This window comes from Thiofaba sp. EF100 (genome assembly GCF_039822285.1).
GTDB lineage: Bacteria > Pseudomonadota > Gammaproteobacteria > Halothiobacillales > Halothiobacillaceae > Thiofaba.
The window spans coordinates 54,066-74,103 of sequence record NZ_JBAJEY010000004.1 but is presented as its reverse complement, the minus strand read 5'-3'; the positions used below and the strand labels follow the sequence as shown (position 1 = coordinate 74,103).

The 20,038-nt window shown below is 66.4% G+C and carries 18 protein-coding genes; 6 read left to right on the top strand and 12 right to left on the bottom strand.

Annotated elements, in window-relative coordinates; all coding sequences use genetic code 11:
• Positions 1-254 precede the first annotated feature (254 nt).
• From V6D91_RS08290 to V6D91_RS08250, 9 genes are read right to left on the bottom strand one after another with little or no spacing between them, the layout of a single operon-like run.
• The gene (locus V6D91_RS08290) at positions 255-1,595 is read right to left on the bottom strand and encodes an alpha/beta fold hydrolase (RefSeq protein WP_347319463.1); all 1,341 of its coding nucleotides are present in this window, start codon (positions 1,593-1,595) and stop codon (positions 255-257) included.
• On the bottom strand, positions 1,592-4,195 hold the full coding sequence (gene mprF, locus V6D91_RS08285; protein ID WP_347319461.1) for a bifunctional lysylphosphatidylglycerol flippase/synthetase MprF: 2,604 nt from the start codon (positions 4,193-4,195) through the stop codon (positions 1,592-1,594). The genes V6D91_RS08290 and mprF overlap by 4 nt, the downstream gene beginning before the upstream one ends.
• Before the next feature lie 5 nt (positions 4,196-4,200).
• Positions 4,201-4,965 carry an ATP-binding protein gene (locus V6D91_RS08280; protein ID WP_347319459.1) on the bottom strand — a complete coding sequence of 255 codons (765 nt, stop codon included), beginning with the start codon at positions 4,963-4,965 and terminating at the stop codon, positions 4,201-4,203.
• Positions 4,962-6,212, bottom strand: a complete 1,251-nt coding sequence (lysA, locus tag V6D91_RS08275) for a diaminopimelate decarboxylase (protein WP_347319457.1) — start codon at positions 6,210-6,212, stop codon at positions 4,962-4,964. Before lysA ends, V6D91_RS08280 begins: the two co-directional genes overlap by 4 nt.
• Positions 6,213-6,248: 36 nt before the next feature.
• On the bottom strand, positions 6,249-6,398 hold the full coding sequence (locus V6D91_RS08270) for a lipoprotein (RefSeq protein ID WP_347319455.1): 150 nt from the start codon (positions 6,396-6,398) through the stop codon (positions 6,249-6,251).
• A gap of 7 nt (positions 6,399-6,405) precedes the next feature.
• Positions 6,406-7,686, bottom strand: a complete 1,281-nt coding sequence (locus V6D91_RS08265; RefSeq protein WP_347319453.1) for a nucleotide sugar dehydrogenase — start codon at positions 7,684-7,686, stop codon at positions 6,406-6,408.
• A gap of 9 nt (positions 7,687-7,695) precedes the next feature.
• Positions 7,696-9,504, bottom strand: a complete 1,809-nt coding sequence (locus V6D91_RS08260; RefSeq protein ID WP_347319451.1) for a tetratricopeptide repeat protein — start codon at positions 9,502-9,504, stop codon at positions 7,696-7,698.
• Positions 9,501-10,886 carry a glycosyltransferase gene (locus tag V6D91_RS08255; protein WP_347319449.1) on the bottom strand — a complete coding sequence of 462 codons (1,386 nt, stop codon included), beginning with the start codon at positions 10,884-10,886 and terminating at the stop codon, positions 9,501-9,503. Before V6D91_RS08255 ends, V6D91_RS08260 begins: the two co-directional genes overlap by 4 nt.
• 3 nt (positions 10,887-10,889) lie before the next feature.
• Positions 10,890-11,864, bottom strand: coding sequence for an NAD-dependent epimerase/dehydratase family protein (locus V6D91_RS08250; protein ID WP_347319447.1), 975 nt, complete (start codon positions 11,862-11,864; stop codon positions 10,890-10,892).
• Between the two features lie 173 nt (positions 11,865-12,037).
• Between V6D91_RS08250 and V6D91_RS08245 the strand changes: the two genes are divergently transcribed.
• The 3 genes from V6D91_RS08245 to V6D91_RS08235 are packed head-to-tail and all read left to right on the top strand — an operon-like array spanning position 12,038 to position 15,282.
• Positions 12,038-13,825 carry an ABC transporter ATP-binding protein gene (locus tag V6D91_RS08245; protein ID WP_347319445.1) on the top strand — a complete coding sequence of 596 codons (1,788 nt, stop codon included), beginning with the start codon at positions 12,038-12,040 and terminating at the stop codon, positions 13,823-13,825.
• Positions 13,812-14,654, top strand: a complete 843-nt coding sequence (locus tag V6D91_RS08240) for an alpha/beta fold hydrolase (protein ID WP_347319443.1) — start codon at positions 13,812-13,814, stop codon at positions 14,652-14,654. The genes V6D91_RS08245 and V6D91_RS08240 overlap by 14 nt, the downstream gene beginning before the upstream one ends.
• A complete protein-coding gene (locus V6D91_RS08235) occupies positions 14,644-15,282 on the top strand; it encodes a hypothetical protein (RefSeq protein ID WP_347319441.1) in 639 nt (212 codons plus the stop codon). Before V6D91_RS08240 ends, V6D91_RS08235 begins: the two co-directional genes overlap by 11 nt.
• A 339-nt stretch (positions 15,283-15,621) precedes the next feature.
• Here V6D91_RS08235 and V6D91_RS08230 read toward each other — a convergent pair whose 3' ends face one another.
• Positions 15,622-15,858 (bottom strand): YdcH family protein, encoded by a 237-nt coding sequence (locus tag V6D91_RS08230; protein WP_347319439.1) that lies wholly within the window; start codon positions 15,856-15,858, stop codon positions 15,622-15,624.
• Between the two features lie 177 nt (positions 15,859-16,035).
• Between V6D91_RS08230 and V6D91_RS08225 the strand changes: the two genes are divergently transcribed.
• Positions 16,036-16,806, top strand: a complete 771-nt coding sequence (locus V6D91_RS08225; RefSeq protein WP_347319437.1) for a TerC family protein — start codon at positions 16,036-16,038, stop codon at positions 16,804-16,806.
• A gap of 4 nt (positions 16,807-16,810) precedes the next feature.
• Here the strand turns inward: V6D91_RS08225 and dtd are convergent, their stop codons facing one another.
• The gene (dtd, locus tag V6D91_RS08220; protein ID WP_347319435.1) at positions 16,811-17,266 is read right to left on the bottom strand and encodes a D-aminoacyl-tRNA deacylase; all 456 of its coding nucleotides are present in this window, start codon (positions 17,264-17,266) and stop codon (positions 16,811-16,813) included.
• Positions 17,263-18,222, bottom strand: a complete 960-nt coding sequence (gene pip / locus V6D91_RS08215; protein WP_347319433.1) for a prolyl aminopeptidase — start codon at positions 18,220-18,222, stop codon at positions 17,263-17,265. Before pip ends, dtd begins: the two co-directional genes overlap by 4 nt.
• Positions 18,223-18,281: 59 nt before the next feature.
• On the opposite strand from pip, the gene V6D91_RS08210 reads away from it, so the two are divergent.
• Both V6D91_RS08210 and V6D91_RS08205 read left to right on the top strand, forming a co-directional pair.
• Positions 18,282-19,085 carry an ATP-binding protein gene (locus V6D91_RS08210; RefSeq protein WP_347319727.1) on the top strand — a complete coding sequence of 268 codons (804 nt, stop codon included), beginning with the start codon at positions 18,282-18,284 and terminating at the stop codon, positions 19,083-19,085.
• Positions 19,082-19,981, top strand: coding sequence for a lysophospholipid acyltransferase family protein (locus V6D91_RS08205; RefSeq protein ID WP_347319431.1), 900 nt, complete (start codon positions 19,082-19,084; stop codon positions 19,979-19,981). The genes V6D91_RS08210 and V6D91_RS08205 overlap by 4 nt, the downstream gene beginning before the upstream one ends.
• The last annotated feature ends 57 nt before the right edge of the window (positions 19,982-20,038 follow it).

Below are 20,038 nucleotides of genomic sequence, written 5' to 3'. Positions count from 1 at the left end.
CATGGAAAGGCCCGATGAGGGCATTAGTTGCGGGGCAGGCCACACGCCGGATTCTCAGGCTGTTTCAAAACTCTTTGAAACAGCCTGAGAATCCGAGCCAAGGATGGCTTGCCCGAGAGTCAATCACGTCAAGTGATTGATTCTCGGAGCCCGTCGCGGGCGTGCACCGCGACGAGGCGAGTTTCAAAAGGGCAAGACAGCCCTTTTGAAACAATCTGTTCCACCCCGATGGGCCCCATCGGGGCCGCGGCCGCTCACTCCGGCACGGGCACGTGCTGGATGGCCTCGATGAGCTTGCGCGCCAGCGCCTCGTAATCGCCATCGTAGTGATGGCCGCCCGGCAGGCGCATCAGCCGTGCCCCTCCCAGCCCGGGCTGGGCGCAGAGGGTCGTGACCGCCTCCTGCTCGCCGTACACACACAGCAGCCGCCTCGGATCGATACGGCTCGCCTCGGGCAGAATCGGCATGGCCGCCGCGCCCGTGGCCTGCTGCCCCAGCCAGCCGGCCAGGTGCACCTCGAAGTCCGTGGTCAGCTCGGGCGAGAGCAGGGTGACCATCCGCACCCGCCCCCGGGTTGCATCGGGCAGACGGTTGTAGGCGAACGGGAGGATGTTGGCGCCGAAGGAATAACCGATCAGGACGACCTCGTTCAGCCCCCAGGCCTCGAGGTAGTAGCGGACCAGCCGGTCCAGGTCACGGGCCACGCCCATCGGCTCGCGCTTCCCCCAGAAATAGCGCAGGGTGTCGATGCCGACCACCGCATAGCCCTGCCGCCCGAGGGCCTCGCCCAGGCGCCGGTCGATGTCACGCCAGCCACCATCGCCGGAATAGAGGACCACCAGCACCCCGGAGGCCGAGTGGCGCGCCACCTCGACCAAGGGGAGGTCCGGCACCCCCTCCAGGCTCGAAGCCTGCGGCGTCAGCAGCTCGAGCACTTGCGTTGCATAAGCCCCCCGCAAGGGCTCGGGCATGGGACGGTCGCTGGCCAGGGCCGCCTGGCGGGCATAGCGTGCAGCATCGAAGCTCACCGCCTCCATATCGCCGACCCGCCACGTCCCATGCAGCGGGGTATCGGGCGCGAGGCGGCGATCCGGCCCCACACCCCCCACTTCGCACAGCGGGCGTCCCGACGGGTTGCCCGGGGTGAAGTCCATGCTCAGACCTGCGGCGAACACGCCCTCGGGGGCCTGGGCCAGGAGGGCATGCACCACCCAGCCGCCTTCCGCGCGCCCAGCCAACCATGCCGGGCGGTACTCGGGCAGTCCCAGGCGCTGCTGCAAGGTCTGGCTGAGCCACTGCCCCACCCCGGCGAGGTCGAGACACCCCTCGCCCTGCCGCGCCCAGTCGAGCAGCGCCCCGGTATCGACCAGCGCCACGGCCAGCCCCTTGGCCCGCAGCGCCTCGGCCGCCTCGATATCCGGCCCTGCCGGGCCCGCGGCGGGGGTGAACAAGATTGCCACCCCCTGCCCCTCGCCCGCCGCGGGCAGGCTGATCGACAGGGCGCCCCATTCGCGGGTGGGCAGGGGCTCGGCCGCGAGGGCGACGCCCACCCCGAGGATTCCCGCCAGCAGGGCAATCCTGAACCTCCGCCTCACTTGCCCAGCACCCCGCGCATCCCCCCGGCGATCAGGGCCGCCACGTCGGTCAGGATCACCGCGGGCTGCAGGCCGCCTTCGGTGACCAGGTAGCGCGGCTCCCACACCGGGTTGAACTTGTCCTTGAACTGGCGCAACCCCTGGAAGTTGTAGTGACCCACCCGGCTCGGCGGCAGGTTGTAGACCATGGCACCGATGCGCTGCCAGATCGGGGCATAGGGGTGATCCTCCAGCCCCGAGAGCGGAGCCATGGCCAGCGAAAAGCGCTGGTAACCGGCCTCCTTGAAGTGCAGCACCAGCTTGAGCAGGAGGAAGCGCATGGTCTCCTTCGGCGCATCGTGGACATGGCGCATCAGGTCGAGCGCCACCTCGCCGTGGGTGTCGGTGCGCAGGATGCTGACGAAGGCGATGACCCGCCCCGCAAGACGCAGCACGCCGACATCGAAGTGGCGCAGGTAGGCCGGATCGAAGGCCCCGAGCGAGAAACGCTTCTCGCGCGCCTTGCGGCTCTCCAGCCAGTCGTCGGACACATGGCGCAGATCCTCCAGCACCTCCACCTGCCGCTCGGCGGGGATGAACTCAAACTCGAACCCCTTCCGGTGGCCGCGGTTGAGGATGAGACGGTTGTCCTCGCCCTGCTTGCCGTCGAGGCTGAAGCGCGGAAGCATGACCACGGCCTCCTCGCCGATCTTCAGCGGCATCAGGCCCATGTCCAGATAGAGCGGCAGGTTCTCCGGCCGCACCTGGTAGAAGGCGATCCGCCCCCCCTCCCGGCTGACCAGCTCGCGGAACCGCCAGGCCAGATCCTCCGCCGCCGCGGGCGGACCGACCGGGTCGCCCAAGGCGATGAAGCTGCTGCCGCGCTTGCCGAACATGAGGAAGGCATCGCCCTCCTCGCTCAGCATGATCGACTTGTCGCCCAGCAGCGCCAGATTGGGCATGGCCCGATCCTGCGCACGGACGATGGCCTCGACATGCGCGAGCGTGGCGGCATTCGGCTCATGCGGCACACGGGCTGGCGGGCGCAACAGCAGGGTCAGGCTGAGCAAGACGACCCCGAGTCCCACCCCCAGCGTCGCGCGCAGCGAGCGGGCGAGGTCCTGGTCGAAGCCGAACTGCCACCACAGCAGGGGGTCGTACTCGACGTGCTTGAAGGAGAAGAAGGTGACCGCCACCATGCCGACGGCCGCAGCAATCACCGCCGCCAGCCAGCCGGCCGAGAAGGGCGAATCGAGCAGGCGCGTGCGGCGATAGAACTCCTTGCGGCTGGCGATGAGGGCCAGGGCCACCAGGCCGAGGATGATCGACTCCTCATAGTCGACGCCCTTGAGCAGATTGAGCACGATGCCGACCGCCGAAAACGCCAGCGTCATCACATAGGCCCCGTTCAGGCGCCGTTGCAGGCCGCGCGCCAGGATCAACAGGGCCAGCCCCACCACCCCGGCCAAGACGTGGGACACCTCCACCAGCATCAAGGGCACCGTGGCCTCCAGGAACTCGCGCCGCCCGGGCATGGCAGGGGTGGCCGCCGAGGCCAGCATGATCAGGCCCGCCAGGAACACCAGCGCGGCCATGGCCAGCGGGGCATAGCGCGTGCTCCAGTTGCCGAGCTGACGGGCCACGGCCAAGGCGGGCAGGACAGGGCCGGACAGCTCACGCCAGGCCAAAAGGGCGGAGGCCAACACCAGCGGCAACAGATAGTAGATGGCGCGGAACAGCACCAGCGCGGCGGTCAGCTGCTCGGCAGGGACATGCTGGTGCAGGGCGGAGAGCATGACCGCCTCGAACACCCCGAGCCCCCCCGGCACATGACTGGCCACACCGGCCACCATCGCCACCACGAACACCAGCATGAAGGCCCCGAACGGCACGCTGCCCTCCGGCAACAGCACGTACAGGCAAGCCCCGGCGAACAGGATGTCGACCAGCGAAATGCCGAGCTGCGCCATGCTCAGACGCCAACCCGGCAGTTCGATACGCCAGCGCCACAGGGTCAGGGTGCGCGGTCTGACCATCAGCCACAGCAGCACGCCTGCCGCGAGCAGCAGGCCGGCGATGCCGGCGGCCCGCAGGGACTCCGCCGGCCAGCCGAACCGTTCGGCCACCAACTCCGGCTGCCAGGCCAGCCCCATCGCCGCTACCACGTGCGCACCGATGCCAAAGGCCAGCGCGCAGAAGGCCGCCACCCGGGCGACATCCATGCCGTCCAGCCCAGCCTCGACGTAGATGCGGTAGCGCACCGAGGCGCCGGACACCAGCGCCATGCCGATGGTGTTGGAAAAGGCATAGCCGGTAAACGACGCCAGAGTCACCGTCCGCCAGGGGAGCTTCTTGCCGATGTAACGCAAGGCCGAGGCGTCATAGCCCACCATGAAGGCAAAGCTCCCCACCATGAACACCAGGGCAAGCAGCAGTTTGAAGGGAGAGACATGGCCCAGCTCGGCCCACAGCTGCTCGGGGCGAATCTCGCGCAGCATGTGGTAGATGGCCACCACCGCGAGCACGAACAGCACCAGGGTGATCAGCGGCATCAGCCAGCGGGAGGCCAGAACCCGCTTGAGTCCCCTCACCACACCGCTGACCGGGGTAGGCGCCTGCATGACGCTCACCCCTTGCGCGGGAGGGACTGGCCGAACTGCCTAGCCGCACGGCCGCTGCGGCCTCCGCGCGTGGTGGCGAAACGGATCGCCTCCAGCCGCGCCGCCTCGTCCAGCGCCACGCCGTTTCCTGCAACCATGGCAAGGAACGTGTCCTGATCGGGCGGGTAGAACGACAACCACAGGCCGAAGCGGTCGGCCAGCGCGAGCTGCTCCTCGGTGGCATCGCCCAGATGCAGTTCCCCCTCGACATGGGTGGCCGCGAGGTTGTCCGCCATGCGCTCGGGCACGAGATGGCGGCGATTGGAGGTGGCGACGAGGAGGATGTTCGCGGGCGGGCGCTCGATGGAGCCATCCAGCACCGTCTTCAGCGCGCGGAAAGCCGGCTCCCCCGGCTGGAAGCTCAGGTCATCGCAGAACACAAGAAAGCGGTGCGGCTGATGGCGCAGCGCGTCGGCAAGGTCCGGCAAATCAAGCAGGTCCTCCTTGTCGATCTGCACCAGGCGCAGGCCCTCCAAGCGCAACACCCCAAACACCGCCTTGACCAGCGAGGACTTGCCGCAGCCGCGCGCCCCCCACAGCAGGGCGTGGTTGGCCGGCTGGCCGAGGGTGAAACGGCGCAGGTTGTCGAGCAGGGCGGTCTTCTGCCGCTCGATGCCAAGCAGGCTCTCGAGCGGCGGGGTGTCGAGGTCCGCCTCGGCCACCGGCTTGAGCGCCTGGCGCCGGGCCCGCCAGAGCGCAGCGAAGGTCGTGGACCAGTCCAATGTCGTCACGGCAGCAGGTGCTCGCCGCGCCACAGGTCGGGCAGGTGCTCGCGCTCGCGCACCACGTGCATGGCCGAACCATCGACCATCACCTCGGCGGCCCGCGGACGGGTGTTGTAGTTGGAGCTCATGGTGAAGCCGTACGCCCCGGCGCCCATGACCGCCAGCAGGTCGCCCTCGGCCAGGACCAGGCGGCGGCCCTTGCCAAGAAAGTCGCCGGTCTCGCACACCGGGCCGACCACGTCGTACTCGCGTGCCTCACCCGCACGGGACCCGACCGGCTGGATGTCCATCCAGCTACCGTACAGCGCCGGGCGCATCAGGTCGTTCATGGCCGCGTCGACGATGGCGAAGTCCTTGTGCGGGCTGTGCTTGAGCAGCTCCACGCGGGCCAGCAGCACGCCGGCATTGCCGACGATGGAGCGGCCCGGCTCGACGATGATCTCGTAGCCGCTCGATCCGAGGCGCTCCATCAGCGCACCGATCAGCTCGGCCGGGGCTGGCGGGGTCTCGTCGCGGTAGCGGATGCCGAGGCCGCCGCCGAGGTCCAAGTGATGCAGCTGCACGCCCTGCGCCGCGAGTCGTTCGACCAGCGCCAGCACGCGCTCGAGCGCATCGAGGAAGGGACGCAGCTCGGTCAGCTGCGAGCCGATGTGGCAATCCACCCCGATCACCTCCAGCCCCGGCAGCGCGGCGGCGCGCAGGTAGGCCGCTTCGGCGTCCTCGATGGCAATGCCGAACTTGTTCTCCTTCAGGCCGGTGGAGATGTAGGGATGGGTCTTGGCATCCACGTCCGGGTTGACGCGCAAGGACACCGGGGCGCGCTTGCCCTGGGCCAGCGCCACCTCGTTGAGGCGCTCGAGCTCCGGCAGGGATTCGACATTGAAGCAACGGATGCCGACCTCCAGCGCCCGCGCCATCTCCGCGCGGCTCTTGCCGACGCCGGAGAACACCACCTTGCCCGCCTCACCGCCTGCCGCCAGCACGCGCTCGAGCTCCCCGCCCGAGACAATGTCGAACCCCGCCCCCAGACGCGCCAAGAGGTTGAGCACCGCAAGATTGCTGTTCGCCTTGACCGCGAAGCAGACCAGATGCGGATGGGCACCGAAGGCGGTATCAAAGGCCCGGAAATTCGCCTCGATGGCGGCGCGCGAGTAGACGTAGGTCGGCGTGCCATGCACGGCAGCGACCTCGGAAAGCGCGACGCCCTCGGCGTACAGGAGGCCGTCACGGCGAGCAAAGGGTGTGGAAGACATGAAATGGGATCAATGCAACGTGGGGAGCCGATTATGCTACCGCACCGTTTTTTCGACCATGCCCTCTTTGGCGCCGCCCTGCCCCGCCAGGGTGTCCGAGCGGTAGAGATCGCCCTTCTGACCGCAGGCGGACAGCCCCAAGACCAGCACGATCAACCCCGCCCAGAGACGATGAGGAGTGTGCATCTTGACCTCACAAGCGCCCATCGACCGCATCGCGTGGCAACAGGCCCTTGACGTCGAAGACCACGCCGCCCTCCTGCAGCCGCGCACGCACCCACGCCGCACCACACTCCCGGTAATACTCATGCGCCACGGCCAGAACGACCGCAGCGTAGCACCCTTCCGCGGGCTCGTTGGTCAAGGCCAGGCCATACATCTGACGTGCCTCGTCAGGCAGGGCGAGCGGATCGTGCACATCCACGCTGATGCCATACTCTTGCAGGTCTTGGATGATGTCGACCACCCGGGTATTGCGGATATCCGGGCAGTTTTCCTTGAACGTCAGCCCCAGGATCAGCACACGCGCATCGGCCAAGGGCACGCGATGCTGCGCCATCAGCTTGATGACCCGCTCGCCCACGTAGCGCCCCATGTCGTCATTGATCCGGCGCCCGGCGAGGATGACATCGGGATGATGGCCGACCATCTGGGCCTTGTAGGTGAGGTAATACGGATCGACGCCGATGCAATGCCCACCCACCAAACCCGGCTGGAAGGGCAGGAAATTCCACTTGCTCGCCGCCGCCTCCAACACCGCGCGCGTATCCATGCCCAAACGGTGGAAGAGCATGGCCAGTTCGTTGATCAGGGCGATGTTGACATCCCGCTGGGTATTCTCGATGACCTTGGCCGCCTCGGCCACGCGCAAACTCTCCGCGCGGAAGGTGCCAGCCTTGACGATGCGTCGATAAAGTCGGTCGATGAAATCCGCGGTCTCGGGCGTCGATCCCGAAGTCACCTTCACCGTGTTTTCCAGGCTATGACTGCCATCCCCCGGATTGATGCGCTCGGGACTGTAGCCCACGTAAAAATCAACATTGAAGGCAAGACCCGAAACCTGCTCCAACACCGGGACGCAGATTTCCTCCGTCGCGCCTGGATAGACGGTGGATTCGTAAATCACCACGTCACCAGGCTTCAAAACCCGGCCGACCGTTTCACTGGCCGAGAGCAGGGGTTCGAAATCAGGCTGGCGGGCGAGGTTCACGGGGGTCGGCACGGCGATCACATAAACCGTGGCCGAAGCAAGTTCGCTCGTATCAGCTGAGAATCGCAATCCCGGGGAGGTTTTGAGGGTGGCCTCCGTGGTCTCGCCGGTGCGGTCATAGCCGTGTTGCAACTCCTCGATGCGCGTCTTGTTGGCGTCGAAACCGAGGGTGGGCCAATGCCGGGCGAAGGCAACGGCAAGCGGCAGGCCCACATATCCCATGCCGATCACGGCGATGTGGGCACCTTGTTCATCGAAGGTCATCTTGATCCCTTAAAAACGCTGGGTGACTTCGACCCGGACAGACCAGGCATCATACCGGCCCGTCGCCAGGCTTTGCGAGCCATACCCTCCCCAGAGGTGGAGATAGGTATCCTTGTAAATGCCGAAGAACCCCTCCAGCATCAGGTTGGAACCGAACTCATACCCGCTCATCGCGGCATCCTTGTACCACCCGAGGCTCGCGGTCATACCCACGGCGTTGTCATCATCGATCTTCCAGTAACCATACAGGTCGAAGGCATAGCGCCGATAATCATCCGGGCTGTAATAACCGTGATCGAAATGATGGCGGTAATCCAGCCAGCGGGCGGAAACCCCGGTGTCGAGATTGAAGGACTGGCTGCGCAGGACGGCAACGCGCGGGGCAAGGTACAACTCCTTGCGCGCGTTGTCGTCACTCAGGTTGGCCTGTGCGACGTACCCTTCGACCGTGGTGCCCAGCGTTGGACGCCAGTTGAAGCGGGCCATGAGCTGATCCGCCATCACTTCGTAAGAGGCCGCGAGCGGCGAGGGCATGTGAGGGGTGCGACTCGCACTGAGGGACAGCCGCAGCGGATCGCTCGGTCGGAACTCGGCCAACAGGGCGCCGGTCATGTGTTCACCAAAGTCATCCACACGCACGCCGCCCACCTGCGCCTCCATACCAAGCCAGGGCGTGACGCGGTGCCGCACCCCGAGCCAAGCATCTTGGAGGGTGACGGAGCGCTCCCCCGTCAGGGTTTGGAAGACGCTGCCGGCACGTGTGCTCAGCCGCTCCGTCCCCCCGCCCAACAGCAGAGCGGTCCTCTCGTTCAGTGGCAGGACACCGCGAATATCCGCGCGCACGACGTCGATGTCGTCGGAGTCCTGGTAGGCGAAGCCCCCGAGCGTGACGGCAGGCCGGTGTGGCAGACGGGTCACGCGGGTGAGGTCATAGGTATCCCGCGAATCGGGCCGCAGGGCCTGCACTTTGGCGAGGGTGGCCAAGGCCTCCTTGGGCCGGTTGCCCTGCCGCAGGATCACCGTCTGGGTGTAGAGCGTTTCGTAGTCATCCGGCTGGCTGGCGAGCAGCGGATCGATGTGCCTTGAGGCTGCATCCGGCCAGTCGGCCCAGGCCAGCATGCGCCCACGGGTGGCATGCCATGCGGTGGTTTCACCGAAGCGCTGGCGGTAGTCCTCGAGGGCGGCATCCGCCCCCGCATAGTCTCCCATCCAGGTGAGTGTGCGCACATAGTCCAGCCAGGCCGCCTCATTCTGCGGACTTTCGGCCAGATAAGCACGAAAGACCCGGGCAGCCTCATCCAACTGCCCCGACCAACTCAGGGCTTGGGCGTAATGCAACCGCTCCTCGGGCCGGGTGGAATATTTGGCCAAGAGCTCACGCCAATAACGGGCAGCGAGCGCGGCATCCCCCGCCCAATTGGCATGGACGGCGCAGCTGCGCAGGATAGCCTCATCGCCTGGCCGCAGGCTGTCCGCGCGTTCACAGGCGGCCAAGGCCTCCTTGGCACGCCCGGCCTGCGCCCAGGCCTGCGCGACTTTCAAGGCCAAATCGGCATCATGGGGCTTGAGTCTTGCCGCTTGTTCAAGCGCCTCCGCCGCGGCCACCGCCTGCCCCCGCCGGGCTTCGACATCCGAAAGGCGTTGCCATGTCCCTGCATCCGGCGTTTGTTTGAGCGTGTTTCGATAGAGGCGGGCGGCTTCATCCCATTGTTGCGCCGCTTCGGCGCGCATCGCCTCATCCAGCGAGGCTTGCGCCCAGGCCGGGCTGGCCAGACACAGGAGGATGGCCAGTCTGAGTGTCGTGTGCTTGGTCTTCATTTGCGCCACTTCCTATTGCCAGTGAGCCACAGATCGGTCGCGAAGCGGCCTATGGTGACCATGTCATAGAGCAGACTCATGTAGCGGATGGGCGTCATGAGGATACCCTTGATCGCAGTGCGTACGCGCTCCTTGGGCGTGAGCGCTGCCATCAGGCCCACCGAGAGCGTCGTTTCGGCCGCCAGCGTGATGAGCAGAGGCATCCACCATTGCAGGAGGATCATGATCAGGATCACTGTGGGGAAAGAGACCTTCTCGAAGGCCGACATGAACAGGACCCACCCCATGGGGCGGCCGTATTGGCGCGTAAACTCCTCACCGAAGGGTTGCCGGTAGGCCTCCTTGATCTTGCGTTTTTCCTGAAGCTCAGGGTTGTGCTTTTCGGCCTGCCGATGCCGCCAGCGCCGCCAGCTCTTGAAGGGGCTGCGCATCAGGTCATCGAAGTAGTAGCAGCTTTGCAGGAAGGAGGAAGACCAGAGGTAGATCTGTTTGGGCAGGTTGGTCGCCTCCGGCTCCAGGGAGAGGGCGGTGACGTCCTGTACCTGGATATTGCGATAACCGCGATTGATGAGAGCGAAGCCGATGAAGATGTCTTCGGAGTTGGTGAGGTCATCCCCGAGGATGGGCTCGTAGGTATCGAACAGGTCCTTGATGTATTTGCGCCGGTAGGCCACGGCACAGCCCACCGGGTTGGTGATGCTGCCGAAGGTCATCATCTGCCCGCGGTAAACGAAACGCTGGAGGAAGGCGTACAGCTCCCCCCGGTAGAGGTTGGTGATGTTGCGGTTGAACCGGTGCCACCAGGTACCGGCAGGCTGGTAGAGCGAAACATCGGGGTTGTGCTGCAGGAAGGAGGCGATCCGCTCCCCCTGGATGCGCGCACGGCGATCCTTTTCGCGCATGGGCTGCACCACCCCGCACGCACTGGCAATGCCCACCCCCTGATAAAGCTCCTGGACCAGACGCTCGATGTAGTTGCCCTCGACCAAGACCGTGTCGGCGTCCAGCACCAGTTCGACGTCGGCATCCGACTCGCGCGACTGGCGCTTGATGGTGGGGGTCTTGCCGATCGAGTGGGCACGCCGGATCACCTCGAGGGCCAAACCGTTCTCTGCAGCGAAGCGCTGCGCGTACTCGACCGTGTGATCCTCGCTGCCATCGTCCACCAGCACCACCTTGCGCGGCTTCAGGGTCTGCTGGAGCAGGCATTCGAGGGCCAGGACGATGTTCGCCTGCTCATTGCGGGCAGGGATGACCACGTCCACCACGGCTTGTCGCCAATCTTCGGCGGGGGTGGGCTCTGTCTTGTCCGGACCGTGCACAAGACCCACCAGGCTAAGCACGGTGTTGGGGCTGATGACGAAATAAGGCACCGTAGCCATGAGTCATGTCTCCTCGGCGCGCACGCGCGCAATCAAATCATCAAGGGTGGCATCCAGCGTCCATGTCGGACGGTGCTCCACCAGCTCATGCAATTTCCGGACGGATGGTCGGCGATGGGGGATATCCTCATAGGCCTGACCATAGGCTGCCTCGTAGTCCATGGTGAGGATAGTTGAAGTCGAACCCACGCGTTCGATGACTTTGCGCGCCAGGTTCTCGATGGTGATCTCATCATCCCGCCCGACATTGCAGATGACGCCCTCCGTCGAGGCATGCTGGGCCAACTGATCGAGATAACGCACCGTGTCCCGCACATCGATGAAGGCGCGGCTCTGCAGGCCATCACCGAACACGGTCAAGGGCTCACCGCGCACAGCCTGCCGCACGAAGCGCGGCACCACCATGCCATAACGACCGGTTTGGCGCGGACCGACGGTGTTGAACAGCCGCGCGATCACCACGGGGATACCGTGTTGACGCGCGTAAGAGATCCCCAGTGCTTCGTCGGCCAGCTTGCTGATGGCGTAATTCCAGCGCGGCGGGGCCCCCGGGGTGATCAACAACGGCATTCCCTCATGCAGGGCCACACGGCCTTGCGGGCCATAGACCTCCGAGCTGGAGGCAATCACGACCTGCGGCCGCCAGCCACCGTGCACAACCGCACGCAGCAGCCGTTCACAGGCCGCGATATTAGTCGCAAGGACCTTGATCGGCTCGGCCAGCACCCTGAAAACGCCGACGACGGCAGCCATGTGGTAGATGCGATCGGCCCAGCCCACGGCATGATCCAGCTCGCACCAGGTGAGGATGTCCTGCTCGGTGAAGCGGAAATGCGGATCATCCAGGAATGGGGCAATATTGCTGAGCTGTCCGGTGCTGAGGTCATCGACCACATGCACCTTGTCGCCCAGGGCGAGGTGATATTCGGCGAGATGGCTGCCAATGAAGCCTGCGCCGCCCGTAATGAGAACATGCATCTCCGTTTTCCTTACCGCCAAGGCATTGGGAAAACTCTGCTCCCAATCCCTTGGATTTTTGTAGAGACCCCAAGGGCCCCTGAACAGGCTGTGAAGGGGGCCTGCCCCCGTGAGATCACGGTTCGAGTATAGGCATACTTCGAGGCTATGGTTTGAATACGTCACCGCATCCCATGCCCGCTCCCGCCGCCTTCACCTGGCGCAAGATCCTCAGCTGGGCGCTCGAACACCGTCGCGCCCTGGTGCAGGCGCATATCGTCGCCGTCCTCGCCGCGGCGGTCAGCATCCCACTGCCCCTGCTGCTTCCACTGCTGGTCGACGAGGTACTGCTCCACCAGCCCGGCACGCTGGTGCACGCCACCCAGGCCCTCTTCCCGCAGGCCTGGCACGGCCCGGTGCTGTACGTGACGGCAGTGATGCTGCTGACCCTGGTGCTGCGCATCGCCGCCCTGGGCCTGAACGTCTGGCAGACGCGCGCCTTCACCCGGATCAGCAAGGATGTCAGCTATCGCCTGCGCCGCACCCTGCTCGATAGGCTCGGCCGGGTGGCGATGGCCGAGTACGAGACCCTCGGCAGCGGCAGCACCACCTCGCGTCTGGTGACCGACGTCGAGACGATCGACACCTTCATCGGCCAGACGGTGGCGCGCTTTCTGGTCAACGTGCTGATGCTGATCGGCACCTCGGCCGTCCTGCTGTGGCTGCACTGGCAGCTCGCCCTGATCATCCTGCTGTTCAACCCCTTGGTGATCCTGCTGACGATGAAGCTCGGCAAGCGGGTGAAGGAGCTCAAGCGACGCGAGAACTCCGCCTTCGAGCTGTTCCAGCAGTCGCTGACCGAGACGTTGGAGGTGATCCAGCAGATCCGCGCCGCCAACCGGGAGCGGCATTACCTTGCGCGGGTGGTCGAGCGGGCGCGCGGCGTGCGGGACACCGCCGTCGCCCAGGCCTGGCAGAGCGATGCGATGAACCGCCTGTCGTTCATGGTGTTCCTGTTCGGCTTCGACGTCTTCCGCGCGGTGGCGATGCTCACCGTGGTGTTCTCCGATCTGTCCATTGGCGTGATGATCGGCGTGTTCGGCTACCTGTGGTTCATGATGGGACCGGTGCAGGAGCTCCTGAGCGTGCAATTCTCCTGGTACGGGGCGAAGGCCGCGCTTGCGCGCCTGAACGGGCTGGCCGCCCTGCGTGAGGAGCCCAGCTACCCGGCCCTGCACGACCCGTTCGCCGGGCGGAAGACGGTGAGCCTGACCCTCGAAGACGTGCGCTTCGCCTACCGCGAGGACCAGCCGGTGCTGGATGGGGTGAGCCTCGACATCGCCCCAGGGGAAAAGGTCGCCCTGGTCGGTGCCAGTGGCGGCGGCAAGTCGACCCTCGCCCAGGTGCTGCTCGGCCTCTACACCCCGCAGTCCGGCCGGGTGCTGTACGGCGGCTTCCCCATCGAACAGATTGGCCTTGCCAAGGTGCGCGAGCACGTGGCGGTGGTGCTGCAGCAGCCCGCGCTGTTCAACGACACGGTGCGCGCCAACCTCACCCTCGGGCGCGACATGCCCGATGAGTCCCTCTGGCACGCCCTCGGGGTGGCCGAGCTGCGCGAGACCGTCGAGGCCCTCCCGCAGGGGCTCGACACCCCACTGGGCAACCAGGGCGTGCGCCTCTCCGGCGGGCAGCGCCAGCGGCTGGCCATTGCCCGCATGGTGCTGACCGAGCCTTGCGTGGTGATCCTCGACGAGGCGACCTCCATGCTCGACAACGTCACCGAGGCCAAGGTACACGCCAACCTGCGCCAGGCCCTCGCGGATCGCACCGTGCTCATCATTGCCCACCGCCTGTCCGCCGTGCGCCAGGCCGACCGGGTGCTGGTGTTCGAGAACGGCCGCATCGTCGAGCAGGGCGCGCACGCGGAGCTGCTGGAGCAGCGCGGCCTGTACCACAAGCTCTACGGGCATGAATCACCGTGATGGTATCCTTGCCCGCACCTTCCGCTCGGACACCCACGTGAAGCTGCATTACGAAACCTTGGGCCGGGGCGAGCCGCTGATCATCCTGCACGGCCTGTTCGGCTCGGGCGCGAACTGGCGAAGCATCGCCCAGCGCCTGGCCGATACCTGGCAGGTCATCCTGCCCGACCTGCGCAATCACGGCGACTCCCCGCATGCGCCCACCAACCGTTACCAGGACATCGCGGGCGACACCCTGGCGCTGATGGATCGTCTGGGCCTTGCGCGCGCCCACCTCCTGGGCCACTCGCTCGGCGGCAAGGCGGCAATGCTGCTCGCCAGCCGCGCGCCCGAGCGCATCGATAGCCTGACCGTGGTCGACATCGCCCCTCGCGCCTACCCGCCCCTGCACCTTGAGCTGTTCCGCGCCCTGCACGCCGTGCCGCTCGCCCGCATCACCTCACGCCGCGAGGCCAGCGAGGCGATGGCCGCGCACATCCCCAACCCGGCGGTTCGCGACTTCCTTTTGACCAATCTCGCGCGGGATGGCAACGGACGGTTCCACTGGCGGCTGAACCTGGCCGGGCTGGAGGAGGCGTACGAGGAGCTCAACGCCATGCCCTTCCTCGATCGGTTGTATGAGGGACCGGCCCTATTCATCCGCGGCGGGCATTCGGACTACGTGCGCGACGCCGACCTCGGCCTGATCCACCAAAGCTTCCCGCGGGCCTGCGTGGTCAGCCTGCCACTGGCCCATCACTGGCCGCATGTCGAGACACCCAACGAGTTCCTGCGCGCCCTGCGCGACTTCCTCGAGGCACGCTCCGAGCGCCTGCCCTGTGAGGCTTGATCCCTTGACCATCCTGGGGCGAGCCGAGCTCGGCCCCTACCTCCACCTCACCCTCGCTTGGCCGGGGGACTGTCCCCCACCCGCCCCAGGGCAGCATCTCCGCCTGGCTGGAGGCGACACCCTCTGGCCGATGCGTGAGCCCCAAGGCGGCCGACTCGAGGTCCTGGCCCACCGCTCCACAGCCCCACGCCCTGACGATGCCGCGACCCTCGACGGGGCGCCCTTGGTGTGCCCGCAAGGGGAGGCCATCCTCATCGCCCAGGGGCTTGGCCTTGCCCCCCTGATCCATCTCTGCGAGCGGCTGCGCGGTGTACTTCCCGGGCGGCTGCTGGCGCTGTATGAGCCGCCTGGCCCGGTCCCCTTCCGTCCCCGCCCCTCGCGGTTTCTCATCGAAGGCATGCCAGCCGGGGTGATCGCCGCCATCCCCCTGCTGGAGGACTGGGGCATCCCCTCGCGTCTGGCTAGTGTCGACGGCCTGCCGGGGGCTTTCGAGGGTGGAGCGGAGGCGCTGCTCGCCGCCCTGCCCCTCGCCGAGCAAACGACCGTTTTCGCTTTTGGGGACACGCACTTCCTGGCGCGAGTGCGTGCTTATGGCGCCCGCCTCGGCCAGATATTGCGCACCGGCTAGGCTTGGGAATCGAGTAGAGGACGGGGTCACCCCCGTCGCCCTCTCACACCACCGTACGTGCGGTTCCGCATACGGCGGTTCATGAAAGACACTGGAGTCGTCGCGTCGTATCGAGCAGCGACACCAGACCTAGACGATCAAAGAAGGTCTTCGGGGCCAGCGCTTTGCCTTCGGCTTCCTCCAGATTCGCAGTTACCCACGACACCCTTGCCGTTCGGCTAACTCTTCCCCTTGCCGGGCGAGTAGAGGACTTCCACCTCCAAGTGAGTGCGCCCTGCCGGGCGCACCAGCAAAAAGGCCGCTCGTCGCGGCCTCCGGTGTGCGCAGCCCGATCGGGGATCAGGCGGTCAGCATGGCGTAGAGTTCGTCCTTCAGCGTAAGGCGCTGCTTCTTCAGGTCCTCGAGGCTCTCGTCGGCGACCGGCACCTCGTTGTTCTCCAGCACCTCGATCTTGTTGGTCAGATCGTTGTACTCCTCGAACAGTTTGGCAAAGTGGGCGTTGTCCATCTTCAATTGATGGATGCGTTCCTTGTACTCGGGGAACTCGTGGACGAGATCGTGATGATCGACGGTCATGTCGTGCTCCTGTCAGTGAAGCGTGGATGAAAATGCCCCATTCCAATGGGGCAGCATTCCCATGGGAGTGAGTCTTACAACCCTACACCGTCCGGCGCTGGCCCGGCAAGGCGAAGGGCGGCGCTCAAAGGCGGGACTACGTATAATCCCGGCATTCGCAAACTTCCGGAGTCCCTTGTGGAACTGCTGCTCGACCCTGCGGTGTGGATGGCCTTCCTCACCCTGACCGCCCTGGAAATCGTCCTCGGCATCGACAACATCATCTTCATCGCCATCCTGGTCAACCGCCTGCCGGAACACCTGCGCGCCAAGGCGCGCTATTTCGGCCTGTCCCTGGCCATGGTCACGCGCATCCTGCTGCTGCTGTCGCTGGCCTGGATCATGCGCTTGACCGAGCCGTTCTTCACCGTGTTCGAGCAAGGCATCTCCGGGCGGGACATCATCCTCATCGGCGGCGGGCTGTTCCTGCTCTGGAAGAGCACCATGGAGATCCACGCGAGCCTCGAAGGCGCCGATGGCGAGGAGGAGCGGGAGGTCAAGGGGGCACCGACCTTCTTCGCCACCCTGATCCAGATCGCGCTGATCGACATCGTATTCTCGTTCGACTCAGTCATCACCGCCGTCGGCCTGGTCAACCAGATCCCGGTCATGGTCGCCGCCATCGTCGCCGCCGTGGGCGTCATGATGTTCGCCGCCGGCCCCATCAGCGACTTCGTCGACCGCCACCCGTCGATCAAGATGCTGGCCCTGAGCTTCCTGGTGGTGATTGGCGTGGTGCTGATCGCGGAAGGCTTCGACGTGCACGTGCCGAAGGGCTACATCTACTTCGCCATGGCCTTCTCGGTGATGGTGGAGATGCTCAATATTCGCATGCGCCGCGGCATGAAGCAGGAGCCGGTCAAGCTGCACAAGAAGCTGGACGAGGCCGAGGAGGCTGAGCGCTCCTGACGCCTCACCCCGCCAGGCCCGCCCCCACCCTCAGCCAGAAGGTGACGGGCCCGTCATTGGTCAGGCTCACCTGCATGTCGGCGCCGAACACCCCCGCGGCCACCTCGGGATGGGTGTGGTTGGCCCGTGCCAGGAGGTAGTCGAACAGCCGCCGCCCCTCCTCCGGCGGCGCGGCGGGGGTGAAACTCGGCCGCGTACCGGTGCGGGTGTCCGCCGCCAGGGTGAACTGCGGCACTAGCAGCAGCCCGCCCTGGATGTCGCGCAGCGAGCGGTTCATCCTGCCGGCTTCATCAGGAAAGACCCGGTAGCTCAGCAGGCGCTCGAGCAACCGGTCGGCCTCGGCCACCCCATCCCCGCGCTCCACCCCGACCAGCACCAAAAGGCCGCGCCCGATGGCGCCGACGCTCTTGCCTTCGATCTCCACCCGCGCCTGAGTCACCCGCTGCAAGAGCCCGATCATGCCTGCTCCTCCAGGAAGTCCGCGAACTGGTCGGTCGCCCGCACCAGCGCGTCGACGATGCCCGGCTCGCTTGCGGCATGACCGGCATCGGGGATGATCTGAAGCCGTGCCTCGGGCCAGGCCTCCGCCAGGGCGAAGGCCTGCTCGATCGGGCAGACCACGTCGTAGCGGCCGTGGACGATGATGCCGGGGATGTGGGCAAGCCGCCCGGCATCGCGGCAGAGCTGGTCCGGTTCGAGAAAGGCGTGGTTGACGAAGTAGTGGTTCTCGATGCGCGCAAGGCTCAGGGCGACGTGCGGGTTGCCAAAATAGTCGGTGGTGGCGGTATCCGGCAGCAGGGTGGCGGTCCGCCCCTCCCACAGCGACCAGGCCTTGGCCGCAGCCATGCGGCGCAGCTCATCCGGCCCCGTCAGCAGGCGGTGGTAGGCGGAAAGCAGGTCGCCGCGATCGGGCTCCGGGACCGGTGCAAGGTAATCGCGCCAGTGGTCCGGGAAGAGCGCGCTCGCCCCCTCCTGGTAGAACCAGTGGATGTCGCGCGGGCGGCAGAGGAAGATGCCGCGCAGGATCAGCCCCGTCACCCGTTCCGGGTGGGCCTCGGCATAGGCGAGACCCAGCGTGCTGCCCCAGGAGCCACCGAACACCAACCAGCGCTCGATGCCAAGCTGTGCGCGGATGCGCTCGATGTCCGCCACCAGATCCCAGGTGGTGTTCTCAGCAAGCTCCGCGTGCGGGGTGGAGCGTCCGCAGCCGCGCTGGTCGAAGAGCACGATGCGGTAACGCTCGGGGTCGAAATAGCGGCGATGGTTTTCCGTGCAGCCCGCCCCCGGCCCGCCATGCAGGAACACCACCGGCAGACCGTCCGGATTGCCGCACTCCTCGACGTACAGGGTGTGCAGGTTGGACACCGGCAGGGCGAAGCTTTGGAAAGGCTGGATCGGCGGGTAGAGGGTGCGCATGGCGGATTCCTGGTGGCGAGATTGTTTAGAATACCGCCTTGACCCTCCATATCCGCATCATGACCGCACCCATCCCCCGCCTGCCGAAGAAGCTGCTCAAGACCGCCATCCGCACCATGGCCCGCTACCGCATGGTCAACGCAGGCGACCGGGTCCTGCTCGGGCTCTCCGGCGGCAAGGATTCGCTCACCCTGCTGCACCTCTTGCGCCATGTGCAGCGGCATGCGCCGTTCTCCTTCGAGCTTGCTGCGGTCACCATCGACCCACAGACCCCGGAGTTCTCGCCCGCCGCGCTGAAGGACTACCTGGCACAGCTGGGCGTGACCTATCACTACGTCGAGGCCCCGATCGTGGAGCTTGCCGGGGAGCACATGCGCGGCGACTCCTACTGCGCCTTCTGCGCGCGCATGAAGCGCGGGCTGATGTACAAGACCGCGCGCGAGCACGGCTACAACGTGCTCGCCCTCGGCCAGCACCTGGACGACATCGCCGAGAGCTTCCTGATGTCCGCCTTTCATGGCGGCAAGCTCAACACCATGAAGCTGCACTACCTGAACGATGCGGGCGATGTGCGCATCATCCGCCCCCTGGCCCTGGTGCGTGAGCGGCAACTGCGCGACTTCGCCGCGGAGGCCGGTTTGCCGGTGATCCATGAGAACTGTCCGGCCTGTTTCAGCAAGCCCACCGAGCGCCAGCGCATGAAGCTGCTGCTGGCCGGGGAGGAGGGCGAGCATCCCATGCTGTTCAAGAGCCTCGCGCAGGCCCTGCGGCCACTGATGGAAGAAGGGCTTGCGCGCGCCCTCGAACGGATGGGCACCCCGTCCGGCCAGACGTCGGGCGAGTGCGAGGGGCGTCTTACATGAGCCGGGAGGCGGAAGCGCGCCAGACGCGCCTGGCCAACCTGCTGCTCGATGCTTTCGCGGCCCTCCCCCTGCCGCTCAATCATGCCCTCGGCAGCCTCATCGGCCGCATGGCTGCCTACGTGCCCAGCCGCATGCGTCATGTCACCCGCCGCAACCTGGCCCTCTGCTTCCCCGCCCTGAGCGAGCCGGAGCGCAGACGACTCGAGCGGCAAAGTCTGATCGAGACCGGCAAGACCCTGACCGAGGTCGGCCCGCTGTGGCGCTGGCCGCGCGAGCGCCTGCTTCGGCTTGTGCGCGAAACCCCGGGGCTGGAGGCGGTGGAGCAGGCGCGGGCCGCAGGCCAGGGGGTGATCCTGCTCGGCCCGCACATCGGGGCCTGGGAACTGGTGGGGCTGTACGCCTCGATCCGCTGGCCGATGACCAGCCTCTACAAGCCGCCCAAGCAGGCGGCCATGGACGCCCCGATGCGCGCGGCGCGCGAGCGCCTCGGGGCCACCCTGGTGCCCACCGACGCGAGCGGGGTGAAGGCCCTGTTGCAGGCGCTCAAGCGTGGCGAGGTGATCGGCATCCTGCCCGACCAGGAGCCGACCGAGGGCCAGGGGGTGTTCGCGCCCTTCCTCGGCCAGTCGGCCTACACCATGGTGCTCGCCTCACGCCTGATCGGACGCGGCCAGGCCAAGGCCTTTTTCACCTTCGCCGAACGCCTGCCGCGCGGTGCGGGCTTCCGCCTGCACTTCATCCCGGCCGAGGAAGGCTTCTACAACGCAGACATCGAGACCTCCGCGGCCGCGCTCAATCGTGGCGTAGAGGCGTGCATCCGACTCGCCCCGGCGCAGTACCAGTGGAGCTACAAGCGCTTCCGCCAGCGGCCGGAGGGCATGGCGGAGGTGTACTGACGCACCGCCAGCCCCCTCAGTGGTGGGTACAAACTCAAGTGTCGTGAAAAGGAAGGT